This is a genomic window from Shewanella sp. SR1, from assembly GCF_020447145.1.
In the GTDB taxonomy this organism is placed as follows: domain Bacteria; phylum Pseudomonadota; class Gammaproteobacteria; order Enterobacterales; family Shewanellaceae; genus Shewanella; species Shewanella baltica.
On sequence record NZ_JAJAEF010000007.1, the window covers coordinates 107,259 to 119,470 of the forward strand.

At 46.8% G+C, this 12,212-nt stretch carries 13 protein-coding genes; 4 read left to right on the top strand and 9 right to left on the bottom strand.

The features are described from left to right. Positions 1-17: 17 nt before the first annotated feature. The 6 genes from KV201_RS08630 to pheS all read right to left on the bottom strand — a co-directional run bounded on the left by KV201_RS08630 (position 18) and on the right by pheS (position 6,182). The gene (locus KV201_RS08630) at positions 18-365 is read right to left on the bottom strand and encodes a GFA family protein (RefSeq protein WP_226059076.1); all 348 of its coding nucleotides are present in this window, start codon (positions 363-365) and stop codon (positions 18-20) included. Then, positions 362-1,147, bottom strand: a complete 786-nt coding sequence (locus KV201_RS08635) for a PhzF family phenazine biosynthesis protein (protein ID WP_226059077.1) — start codon at positions 1,145-1,147, stop codon at positions 362-364. The genes KV201_RS08630 and KV201_RS08635 overlap by 4 nt, the downstream gene beginning before the upstream one ends. A gap of 302 nt (positions 1,148-1,449) precedes the next feature. After that, a complete protein-coding gene (lpxM, locus tag KV201_RS08640; protein ID WP_226059078.1) occupies positions 1,450-2,391 on the bottom strand; it encodes a lauroyl-Kdo(2)-lipid IV(A) myristoyltransferase in 942 nt (313 codons plus the stop codon). A gap of 104 nt (positions 2,392-2,495) precedes the next feature. After that, positions 2,496-2,792, bottom strand: a complete 297-nt coding sequence (ihfA, locus tag KV201_RS08645; RefSeq protein WP_006081370.1) for an integration host factor subunit alpha — start codon at positions 2,790-2,792, stop codon at positions 2,496-2,498. Between the two features lie 3 nt (positions 2,793-2,795). Further along, positions 2,796-5,183: a phenylalanine--tRNA ligase subunit beta gene (pheT, locus tag KV201_RS08650; protein WP_226059079.1), complete on the bottom strand. Its 2,388-nt coding sequence runs from the start codon at positions 5,181-5,183 to the stop codon at positions 2,796-2,798. Between the two features lie 15 nt (positions 5,184-5,198). Next, positions 5,199-6,182: a phenylalanine--tRNA ligase subunit alpha gene (gene pheS, locus KV201_RS08655; protein WP_006081368.1), complete on the bottom strand. Its 984-nt coding sequence runs from the start codon at positions 6,180-6,182 to the stop codon at positions 5,199-5,201. 469 nt (positions 6,183-6,651) lie between these two features. On the opposite strand from pheS, the gene KV201_RS08660 reads away from it, so the two are divergent. Continuing rightward, on the top strand, positions 6,652-8,172 hold the full coding sequence (locus KV201_RS08660; RefSeq protein WP_226059080.1) for a methyl-accepting chemotaxis protein: 1,521 nt from the start codon (positions 6,652-6,654) through the stop codon (positions 8,170-8,172). Positions 8,173-8,385: 213 nt separating this feature from the next. On the opposite strand, the gene KV201_RS08665 is transcribed toward KV201_RS08660, so the two are convergent. From KV201_RS08665 to KV201_RS08675, 3 genes are read right to left on the bottom strand one after another with little or no spacing between them, the layout of a single operon-like run. Beyond that, positions 8,386-8,826: a YcgN family cysteine cluster protein gene (locus KV201_RS08665; protein ID WP_006081366.1), complete on the bottom strand. Its 441-nt coding sequence runs from the start codon at positions 8,824-8,826 to the stop codon at positions 8,386-8,388. Positions 8,827-8,878: 52 nt separating this feature from the next. After that, positions 8,879-9,991 carry a lytic transglycosylase domain-containing protein gene (locus tag KV201_RS08670; RefSeq protein WP_226059081.1) on the bottom strand — a complete coding sequence of 371 codons (1,113 nt, stop codon included), beginning with the start codon at positions 9,989-9,991 and terminating at the stop codon, positions 8,879-8,881. Positions 9,992-10,021: 30 nt separating this feature from the next. Continuing rightward, positions 10,022-10,300: a YcgL domain-containing protein gene (locus KV201_RS08675; RefSeq protein ID WP_006081364.1), complete on the bottom strand. Its 279-nt coding sequence runs from the start codon at positions 10,298-10,300 to the stop codon at positions 10,022-10,024. Positions 10,301-10,423: 123 nt separating this feature from the next. Here KV201_RS08675 and minC point away from each other — a divergent pair, with 123 nt between their 5' ends. Genes minC through minE form a run of 3 tightly spaced genes read left to right on the top strand, consistent with a single transcriptional unit; the run spans position 10,424 to position 12,186 of the window. Continuing rightward, positions 10,424-11,089: a septum site-determining protein MinC gene (gene minC / locus KV201_RS08680; protein ID WP_006081363.1), complete on the top strand. Its 666-nt coding sequence runs from the start codon at positions 10,424-10,426 to the stop codon at positions 11,087-11,089. Between the two features lie 27 nt (positions 11,090-11,116). Then, entirely contained in the window at positions 11,117-11,926 is an 810-nt protein-coding gene (gene minD, locus KV201_RS08685; RefSeq protein ID WP_006081362.1) for a septum site-determining protein MinD, read from the top strand. A gap of 2 nt (positions 11,927-11,928) precedes the next feature. Beyond that, a complete protein-coding gene (gene minE / locus KV201_RS08690; protein WP_006081361.1) occupies positions 11,929-12,186 on the top strand; it encodes a cell division topological specificity factor MinE in 258 nt (85 codons plus the stop codon). The last annotated feature ends 26 nt before the right edge of the window (positions 12,187-12,212 follow it).

The following is a 12,212-nucleotide window of genomic DNA, read 5'->3' on the forward strand; positions in this document are numbered from 1 at the left end:
AACTGACGCATGATTTCTTACGCCATGCCCGCGCCAACTGTCGCCCGAACAGGGATATCTGATGGCTCAAATCCCTCCAGACAGAATACATTGATCCCGAAGAAATCAGGCGTAACACGTTTTCGATGAAAGGGATAAATACCACAAACATTGCAGAAATAATGCTGTGCAGTGCAAGTATGAAATTGATAGCACGTCAGCGAATCAGCGCCCTCAAGCAGCTTGAACTGACTCTGGTGAACTTTAACCATGAGTGCGTTTTTACGTCGACAAATAGAACAGTCGCAGGTTGTCAGTTCTGGAAAGTCCGACACAATCTCAAAACGCACCGCCCCACAATGACAAGAACCACTAAAGATTTTCAAATCAACACCTCACCTTCCAAATAGAAAACACAGGCGCCTTCCAGCTCGACACGCTCCCCAACCAGTCGGCACTGTATCTCTCCACCCCGCTTTGAGGCTTGATATGCCCTAAACGACTTTTTGTTCAGTCGCTTAGCCCAATATGGTGCCAACCCGCAGTGTGCACCACCGGTCACCGGATCTTCAGGAATACCTTTGGCTGGTGCAAAATAGCGGCTCACAAAGTCGTAGCCATTGTCACCTGGTGCAGTCACAATCAGCCCGCTGCGATCCATATGACCAATCGCGGCAATATCAGGACTGAGCTCACGAACTGCCTGTGCGCTATCTAACAAAACTAAATAGTTGAAAGCATCTGCGGCAACCTCTATGGGAATAGCACCCAGTACATCGGCCATCCCAATTGGCGTGTCCACCCGTTCAGGGTGCCGAGCAGGGAAATCCATAATGTAACCAGCTTCCGTTCGAGTGACCGAGAGTGGACCGCTGATGGAGTGGAACACCACTTTAGTACGACTTGGCTGCAACCGCTCCATGACAACTGCCGCACTCGCCAATGTGGCATGGCCGCATAGTGGAACCTCAGTCGTCGGCGTAAACCAACGCAACAAATAGTCGCCAGCGTCGAGAACCAAAAATGCGGTTTCAGCCAAATTGTTTTCAGCAGCCATTTGCTGTAACACTGCATCATCCAGAAAACGCTCCAGCAGCATAACCGCTGCAGGATTTCCAGCAAAACGCCGCTTGGTGAAAGCATCGACTTGAAATATGGGTATGCGCATAGGTTATCTCATCTAGCCTTGAATGCTCAGGTTGCCCAATTAAAGGGAATGACCTGCTAACAAGTCAAACTACGTTGAACCAAGCAACAAGTCCAAGGTGACTTTGCGCTTATTTAACGGTTTGTATTGTTAAGTGTTTTATTTCTAGACGATACCTTTCTGTGGCTTCCCAGTAAAGTTCATTTCGCTAGCGATAGATTGAAGAATGCTCATCACTGGTAAGCACAGCTTGCTAAAACAAAAATGGCTTTGAGCACCGAGCGCTCAAAGCCATTTTTAGCCATACTAAATTGACAGGCCCGTCATTGACCGTAGATAGAAGCTTCACCCTCTGGGCGAGTCTTGAGCACGCGTAGGAACCACATATATTGCTCTGGGTAAGCTAAGATAACTTGCTCGACCACTTTGTTCAGTGCCAACGCCTCGTTTTCCTTGCCGACCATATCTTCAGGCACAACGGCCGTCATCACAGTGAGATCAAACTGACGTGTCGCTTGGTTGTAACCAATCTTTACAGGTAGCACTTGGGCATTACCCGCCTGTGCTAAACGCCCAACGACAGGCAGCGTTGCTTTCACTGTGCCTAAAAATGGCGCAAACACGCTTTGTTCTGGGCCTAAATCTTCATCGGGTAGATAAAAGAAACTGTTACCGCGCTTAAGCTCAGCTAATAACGCCCGAATGCCCGCCTCGCGCATGTATACATGGCCACCACAACTGCTGCGCACACGATTACTAAACCAATTGAATAAGCCGTTTTTATGGGCTTTGGCCATCGTCACCATAGGCAACTCAAGGTTAAGGCGTAAACCAGCATAATCGATTGGCCACACATGGGGCATGATGAAAATGATCGGTTGCCCCGCCGCTTGTGCTTTCGTCACATGCTCAAAACCGATTAAATTCACTCGACGACGTAAATGCGCTTTTGAGCGCACCAGCAATTCACCTTGAGCTAACAAGACTAAAACGAAGTTTTGTACGTTCTCACGGATTAATGCTTCGATCTCGGCGGCAGATTGTTCAGGAAAGCACGCTCTTAAGTTGGCTCTTGCAACACTAATGGGCTTTTTGGCAATCGGCATCACTAATATTGCCAATAATCTTGCAATGGGATCACGCAGCCATGCGGGCATGAGTCCGAAAATCACTAATAGACCAATCGCCAACCAAGTGGCCCAGTATTTAGGGTGTAATAAGGCGAGTTTAAAGCGACGGTCGAAATGTTTGGGCTGTCTTGACAAAGAATTCACCTCAGACAGTGGATAGAAATAATGGAGATGTTGCACAAAAAAATAAACAGGAAAGCCACTCTCTAAGGAGTGGCTTTCCCATCAAACAAACGAAATTACTTACCCGTGTTTGCTGCTTCTACACGAGTTTTCAGCTTTTGGCCGGGACGGAAAGTCACGACACGACGAGCAGAAATTGGGATATCTTCGCCTGTTTTTGGGTTCCTTCCCGGTCTTTGATTCTTGTCCCTAAGGTCAAAGTTGCCAAAGCCAGATAACTTGACCTGCTCACCACTTTCAAGTGCGCCCCGAATCTCTTCAAAGAACGACTCAACCATCTCTTTGGCGACACGTTTGTTCATTCCGAGTGTTTCAAAAAGATGTTCTGCCATTTCGGCTTTGGTAAGTGCCATACTTTAATCCCTCAACGATGCGTTGAACTCGGACTTAAGGGCAGAAACGACTGAACCAACGGTCTCAGCTATCTCTTTTTCCTCAAGCGTACGAGTAGTGTCTTGTAATGTAAGTGCTATCGCCAGGCTCTTCTTGCCAGGTTCAACACCTTTACCTAAGTATACATCGAACAAGTTTATGCCAACCAACTGATTTTCGCCAACTTTTCTTATCAATTTCATTACATCACCTGCAGATACACTCTCATCTACTACGACTGCGATGTCACGACGATTAGCTGGAAACTTAGATACAGCTTGGGCTAGCGGCAAACTGGTATGCAATAAAGCATCCAATTCCAACTCAAAAACGATGGTTTTACCATTGAGTCCAAAAGGCTTCTCCAAACTAGGATGGATTGCACCTATATGACCGATCACTCGATCATTTCTCAATATTTCAGCACATTGCCCCGGATGGAGAGCAGAATGCGTCGCTCCTCTAAAGCTAAATTCTGATGCGGAAACTGTCAAGCCGATAATTGCTTCTAAATCACCTTTAAGGTCGAAAAAATCAACAGTTTTCGATTCCATAGCCCAATGTTCATCATTTTGGAGCCCAGTAATGACACAAGCGAGCATTGCTTGCTGTCTTACACCGGATTCTGCATTGATATCAGGAACAAAGCGCAGGCCAGTTTCAAAAAGTCTCACGCGACTCTGTTGACGACTTTGGTTGTAGCCAACGGCGGCCAATAAACCGGTGAACATTGACAGGCGCATGGCCGACATTTCACTGGAAATTGGGTTGGGTAACACCATTGCCTCTAAACCAGGGTGAACCAGATTTTGCAGTTTTGGATCGACAAAGCTGTAGGTTACCGCTTCTTGGAAACCACGAGCGACCAATAAGGCACGTACGCGTTTTAGGCTCAAGTCAGATTCTTTATGATCTGACATACGCAGCGCGGCAACGGGTGCCGTATTCGGGATATTGTTATAACCGTAAATACGCGCCACTTCTTCAATCAAATCTTCTTCAATCGCCATATCGAAACGATAAGTCGCAGTGGTGACCTGCCAGCTATCTTGGCCCACAACCACACTGAAGCCGAGACGTTGTAGAATTTCGACCACATCCGTGTCTGGCACGTGGTGACCTAAAATTCGATCTAACTTGCTACGACGTAAAACGATTTGTGCAGGTTTGGGTAAATCAGCCTCTGATTTAGCTTCCACCACAGGGCCCGCTTCACCGCCACAAATATCCAGCACTAAACGGGTCGCACGGTCGATAACCTTGTGCTGCATCTCAGGGTCAACGCCACGCTCAAAGCGGTGTGATGAGTCTGTGTGCAAACCTAAACGACGTGACTTACCCATAATGGCAAGAGGCGCGAAGAACGCACATTCAAGCAGTATGTCTTGGGTCGTGTCGCTCACGCCTGAATATTCGCCGCCAAACACGCCAGCTAGAGCTAATGGACGCGCATCATCGGCGATCACTAAGGTATCGCTTGGGATGGTCACTTCGCTGCCATCAAGCAGGGTGATTTTCTCTTCGCCAGTGCCTAAACGCACTTGGATATCGCCCGTTAACTTGGCAAGATCGAAAGCGTGCATAGGTTGACCGAATTCAATCAACACAAAGTTAGTGATATCAACGATTGGATCGATAGAGCGAATACCGCTACGGCGCAGTTTTTCCTGCATCCATAATGGCGTAGGCGCTTTAACATTAACGTTTTTAACCACACGGCCTAAGTAACGTGGACAAGCGGCTGGCGCCTTAACGTTAATCGTGACCTGTGCATCTGTCGTTGGCGTAACGGCTTGCCACTGTGGCTCAACCACAGCTTGGCGGTTTAACACGCCTACTTCACGGGCAAGACCTGCCATGCCTAAGCAATCGGCACGGTTAGCCGTTAAATCTACATCGATAACGGCATCATTAAGTTGCAGATAATCGCGGATGTCAGTGCCAAGTGGCGCGTCCAATGGCAATTCGATAATGCCATCGCTTTCGACGTTAATGCCAAGCTCACTGTACGAGCACAACATGCCTTCTGATGGCATGCCACGCAGCTTAGCTTTCTTGATTTTGAAATCGCCAGGTAATACGGCACCGACCATAGCCACGGCCACTTTAAGACCCTGACGGCAGTTTGGTGCACCGCAGACGATATCGATAAGTTCGCTACCACCAACGTTGATTTTGGTCACGCGCAGTTTATCAGCATCGGGATGCTGACCACACTCAACCACTTCACCAATCACCACACCGCTAAAGTCGGCAGCGACGGCTTCAACGTCATCGACTTCGAGACCGGCCATAGTGATCTGGTGGGATAATGCTTCACGGCTGACTGAAGGGTTTACCCATTCACGAAGCCAAGATTCGCTAAATTTCATGCTATTACAGCTCCGTTATTTAAATTGCTTCAGGAAACGTAGGTCGTTTTCGAAAAACGCACGTAAATCGTTTACGCCGTAACGCAACATAGTTAAGCGCTCGACACCCATACCAAAAGCAAAACCAGAGTATTTTTCTGGATCTATGCCAACGCTGCGCAGCACATTCGGATGTACCATACCGCAGCCAAGCACTTCTAGCCATTTACCATTTTTGCCCATCACGTCCACTTCCGCTGAAGGTTCAGTGAATGGGAAGTAAGATGGACGGAAACGCACTTGCAGATCTTCTTCGAAGAAGTTACGCAGGAAGTCATGCAAAATGCCTTTCAATTCGGCAAAGTTCACATGCTCATCAACCAACAGCCCTTCCACTTGGTGGAACATTGGTGTGTGCGTTTGGTCGTAATCGTTACGATAAACACGACCCGGCGAAATAATGCGTAATGGTGGCTTTTCAGTTTCCATAGTACGGATTTGCACGCCAGAAGTTTGGGTACGCAACATCAGTTTAGGATTGAAATAAAAGGTATCATGATCGGCACGGGCTGGGTGGTGCTCAGAGATATTCAGCGCATCGAAATTGTGGAAATCATCTTCAATTTCAGGACCCTGCTTTACCGAGAACCCTAATTCCCCGAAAAAGGTTTCGATACGTTCAATGGTGCGAGTCACTGGATGTAAGCCACCGATCTCTTGGGTGCGGCCTGGCAAAGTCACATCAATCTTTTCAGCGATTAATTTGGCTTCCAGTTCAGAACTCTTCAGACCATCGATGCGCTCAGTTAATTTTTGTTGAATCGCCTGTTTAGCATCATTGACCGCTTGGCCAAAGGCTGGCTTTTCTTCAGGGCTTAAGCTACCCATCATTTTCATCATGTCGGTGATCTTACCTTTCTTACCCAGGTAATCGACACGGATATCATCCAGTGCTTTTAGATCACTGGCCTGGTCAATAATGACTAAGGCTTGTTCTACGATCTCAGTTAACTGCTGCATTTTCTCTTCCACTGCATAGTCGCGCTTGATAAACAAGTGCTATGGGCGCCAAACTTTCAGGCTATTTGGGTGCTCAGGTTATCGGGCGTTAATGCCAGACGCTTTGCTAGCTATAACGAAATAAAAGGATAGAAATTTTACGCGAGCGAGCGGCATATTACTAGGGCTTATTGGGGGTTTTTATCATGCAAATTCATGTGTTACCCCAGTTCAGAGACTGAGTTTTGCTCAAGGTGAAATCCAAACCTCAATTCTGACCGAAACAAGTTCCCTATTCAGCCACTAGCAGCATTTGTAACTAAACTGTAAACTAATGCCTGTACCCTGCCAAAATTGCAGCAAACAACACAATAACGACTGCAATTAGACTACATTATCGATATAAATCATTACAAAACAGAAAACTATCAAGTCTATGGCAAACTGACCGATATACATTCGGTTCACAGCCCATTTTATCGAGGCACTCATGAAAGAAGTAAAGTTTCGCTGGATAGATCAATATCTTATCCATATGACCTTAAAAACTAAATTCGCTATTCTCTCTATCGTTCCCATGCTAATGATTGTTGGACTGGCGATTTTTCTTGATAACCAATCCCAGCAAACCTTAGTGCAAGGACAGCTCAACGGTCTACAAAATGCGTCACAACAAATAAACCAAGTCACGGGCACCTTATATAACAAACTACCAGAGCAAGAACGCCAAACGATCCTTAGCCAGCTAAGTCGCGAAATCAAAGGCAATGTCAGCATTATTTCCGTGAATGAAGCCGACAGCAAAGCGCAATCCTTAGCCCGCAGCGGTGGCGGCATTGATGATAGCGGTAAGCAACCTCGAGCTGTGAGTCGCGTTAACGATCAAAACCTGATCACGATTATTCCCTTAGACAGCACAGAAATTGATGCCTTGCTCGCCAAAGATAACCTGCTGGTTTACGGCCTGATGGCGGCGCTTCTGTTCGTGTTGTTTTTATTTAGTTACTACATTTCGACCTTCGTGGGCGGCGCACTTTATACCACAGTGATGGCATTAAAACGCGCCGCATCGGGTGACTTAACCGGACGTTTAAACTTCTTCGAGGTAAAGGACGAATTCAGTATCTTAGCCATCAGCATTGATGCCTTAGTGGAGCGTCAGCATCTGTTAGTGAAACAAATCGCTGAATCGACGACGAAAATCCGCGAGGTAGTGTCCTCGTTTCGTAGCACAGCGCAACAAGGTCAATCCTTGGCGGTGAACCAGAGACAACATTTGGACTCCCTAGCGACGGCGATGGAAGAAATGACCGCCGCAGTGAAGGAAGTCGCCCGCAATGCCGAGCAATCTTCTACCGAAACCCAAGAGGCTAATCAACAGGTTAGCGCGGGTGGTAAAGACATTGAAACCACAGTCAAAGCCATCGATGTGTTATCGGATGAGATCTCCTCAGCCTCGAATGCGGTGGGCGTACTCAATGACAACGCCAGTAAAATTGATGAAGTGGTATCAACCATTAATGCGATTTCCCAGCAAACCAACCTACTCGCCCTCAACGCGGCGATTGAAGCGGCGCGCGCCGGAGAACAAGGTCGTGGTTTTGCCGTGGTCGCCGATGAAGTGCGTACCTTAGCGGGCCGCACTCAAGCCGCGACGGTTGAGATCAAAACCATGATCGAATCGCTGCAATCGGGCACTCGCAATCTAACCCAAGTGATGTCACGTACTGTGAGTCAAGCGAATGAAGGCAAACAACACGTACTGCAAACGGGTAAAGACTTAGAGTTTATCGCCCATCACAGTAATAAAGTGTTTGAAATGAGTGTGCTAATCGCCACCTCGGCCGAAGAACAATCGGCTGTGGCCAACGAGATTGCGACTAACCTGATGGAAATCCGCAACCAGTCCCACGATGTGGAGCAATCGGCGAACCAGTCGGTTTCAGGTTGTGATGAGCTGCAAGCAACAGCTGGGCAACTTGATCAGTTGATGGTGGGATTAAAAATCTAGTCGAGCATTATTTGATGGAATTTAAATTCACTTAACACCCAAAATGCACCAGGGAGCGATAATCGCTCCCTTGTTGTTTTTTCATTCTGACGGTCACAGTCGAATCAACCACTGTTTTTTCAATCAAGCAGTTGTTTCAGTCAACCAGTAACATTTCAATCATTAACTCACTTTTCAATCGACAACGCGACGGTAAAAATTAATCCACGTCTGTTAATCCACATCTTTGAGTGGCCATAGCACGATATGATCTTCAATATCCTTCACGCGTCTTTCATCGACTACTTTACCTTGGATCGACATGCCCGCTAAATGCATCGCTTCTTTAGAGCCAGTCAGCAGCGGATGCCAGCTCGGTAGCTCACGTCCTGCCGCTAAGCGGCGATATGCGCAGCTGTCGGGAAGCCAAGTTAACTCATGGATATTATCAATCGTGATCACAGTACATTGCGGGACATGGGTGAAACGGTCACTGTAATGCTGACAGCCCGCCGTTTGATGATCGAGCAAAAGGCAGGCCGCATTGGTGTAATACAAGTCTTCAGTTTCATCATCTATCAACTTGTTTAAACAACATTTACCACAACCGTCACACAGGGATTCCCACTCGGTTGCGCTCATCTGCGCTAATGTTTTGCTCTGCCAAAATGCCATGATTAACTGTATCTTCTCAATAAAAAGCCCGCTTAATGCGAGCTATTTTACACTAGTTTATCGGCGGATACTTTATTCTCTCGGACAGATGCGCGACAGAAATCCCGAAATAATCGGTATTCTGCCAGTGCGTTAACGCGCGGTAATTGCCATAAACGAGGTATTTTCGACCGGTAACACCATCGGGCATGATTAGCGAGGCCTTGATGTCTTCGCGGGACGGCAAATCGGTATGATCAAACTTGCGAATACCGAGAGTTTGCCACTGGGCTAAGGACTGGGGTTTATCTAATCCAGCGACTGCCAAATCAAGCGTTGCAGGCACTTGTACTTGTCGCCCCCAAGTATCATCGCCGTTCCAACCGAGTTGCTGTAGCAAATACGCCGCGGAGGCAAACGCATCTTGTGTGTTGTGCCAAATGTCTTTCTTACCGTCACCATCACCGTCCTGCCCATAGGCAAGATAATCCGTTGGCATCAGCTGCGTTTGTCCCATGGCGCCATTCCAACGACTTTTAAGATCTTGAAAACCGATATGATCTTTATCCATTATGCTGAGCGCTGCCATAAACTCTTTTTTGAAGAAAGCTTCGCGCTCGCCGCCAAAGGCCAGTGACGCCGTCACAGATAGCACAGGATAATCGCCAGAAGCTTCACCAAAGTCGGAGACAAGCCCCCAGAGCGCGACTAAGAAGCGTGGCTGAACAGCGTATTGGCTGGCGATGGCGTTGAGTTGTTGTTCATGCTCTTTAAATAGTACACGTGCGGTGTCAACTTTCCACTCGGGCACAGTGTCGGCGAGATAAGTATCGAGGTTGTGAGTTTTTTCTGTCTGGAGGCTGTCTGTTACTCGGGCTTTTTTGAAGAGTTTGATCTGGGGAAAGGCTAAATCTAAGGCCGTTTGGCTGATGCCCTGAAGACGGGCTTCTTGCTTTAACTGAATTAAATAATCACTAAAGCTGATTTTCTCATCCGACTGCTGCGCCATGGCTGGCAAACTGCACGCACTCAGCCAAATGATGAAACAGACAAATACCCTGATGGGAGCGAAGATATATGCTGCGAGTCGATAAAGCTTATTCTGATAAACCCCAAATTGACAAACCTTAACTGGGAAAGCATTGGTTTGATAAGCTTGGGTTCGATAAGCACGGTATCGATGCATATACCTTCCTGTTATTTTTATGCTATTGGCTTAATCTTTGATCCCAAGACTGAGTTTATGCTCTGCCAATAAATTCACCTGAGGTGGTGGAATTTGTAAATAAAAGCCGTTTTCCTCCATCGCAGCTCTTACCTTTTGAATATCTGCCATGCCTAACGCATCACGTTTCGCAATAGGAAACACCATCACCAGCTTTGGCACGCCGAACATTTCCATCAAAGGCGCTGGAACATCATCAAAACAATCTCTTTTCTTCACAAATAAATAAGTATCAGCCTTTCGGCTACTTTTATAAACGGCACATAGCATAAGAGTACAAATATCCAATAGTTCAAACTTGCCAGTCAATGGGGCACACTATAACATGGTCGCCTAGTAATTTAATTGTAAAATCAGCGAACCGACTGATGATTTCTGGAGAATAGTGCCGGGATGTCAAAACCTAGCTTAGAGTTAAAAGGCGCTTCTTTTACTCTTTCAGTGCTTCATATTAATAGCAGCGATTTACAAGCTGTCATGACTGAATTAGACAGTAAGTTGGCACAAGCTCCTCAGTTTTTTCTGGGTGCTCCTTTAGTCGTCAATCTGAGTGCGATCCAACACGACAGCTTGAATTTAAGTGCGTTAAAGGATCTGCTGATCTCACGTCAATTAGTGATTGTTGGTATAACGGGCGCGACAACCGTACTCAGTAAACAGGCTAAAGACTTAGGCCTTGCCATAGTCAAAGCCGGAAAACAGAGCAGTACGCCACCGCCTGCACCGCGCCAAACTAAGATAGTGAAGCAAAATATTCGTTCAGGCCAACAAGTCTACGCAAAAAATGGTGATTTAATCATATTTGGTGCGGTAGGCAATGGCGCAGAAGTCATCGCAGATGGTAGCATTCATATCTATGGCGCATTACGAGGGAAAGCCATGGCAGGCGCGGCGGGCGATACCAGTGCCGTCATCATAGCCCACTCTCTGGAGGCCGAACTCGTTTCAATAGCAGGGCAATATTGGCTCGCTGAAAATCTACAACAACATAGCTCAGATAAAAGCGGCTGCATTCGCTTAGACGGTGAGTCGCTTATGGTTGAATCATTGCCCCTCTAAATGGCAGAACAAAGGATAGAGAGAAACATGGCACAAATTATTGTTGTCACTTCAGGTAAAGGCGGCGTAGGTAAAACCACATCGAGTGCTGCGATTGCGACCGGTCTTGCTATGCAAGGACACAAGACAGTCGTTATCGATTTCGATATTGGTTTACGGAATTTAGACTTGATCATGGGTTGCGAGCGTCGTGTGGTTTATGACTTCGTCAATGTGATCAATGGTGAAGCCAATTTAAATCAAGCGCTGATCAAAGATAAACGCTGTGACAAGTTATTCGTGTTACCCGCTTCACAGACTCGCGATAAAGATGCGCTGACTAAAGAAGGCGTCGGACGTGTGCTGGACGATTTAGCCAAAGACTTTGAGTTTATTCTGTGTGATTCACCTGCGGGTATTGAGCAAGGCGCTATGATGGCACTGTATTTTGCCGACATTGCCATTGTGACCACTAACCCAGAAGTCAGTTCAGTGCGCGATTCAGACCGTATTTTAGGGATGCTGCAGAGCAAATCCCGTCGTGCCGAGCTAAACCTTGAGCCTATCAAAGAATACTTACTGCTGACGCGTTATTCACCGAGCCGTGTAAAATCGGGCGAAATGTTGAGTGTCGACGACGTGAAAGAGATTCTGGCCATTGAATTACTCGGCGTGATCCCTGAATCACAATCGGTACTGAAAGCCTCTAACTCAGGCGTGCCTGTGATTATCGATCAAGAAAGTGATGCAGGTTTAGCCTACAGTGACACAGTTGCACGTTTACTGGGCGAAGATGTACCAGTACGCTTTATTACGGAAGAAAAGAAAGGTTTCTTACAACGGATATTTGGTAGCTAATTATGTCTTTACTCGACTATTTCAAAAGCAAGAAAAAGCCTAGCACTGCGGTAATGGCTAAAGAGCGCCTACAGATCATTGTGGCTCATCAACGTGGACAAAGGGACACTCCCGATTACTTCCCGCAGATGAAACAAGAGATCATCGCCGTTATTCGCAAATATGTGCAGATTTCTGATGATCAAGTTTCTGTGCAGTTAGATCAAAACGACGCGAACCTGTCGGTACTCGAACTTAACGTCACATTGCCTGACAGATAAGTCGATTACGCAAAAAGCGTCATCTT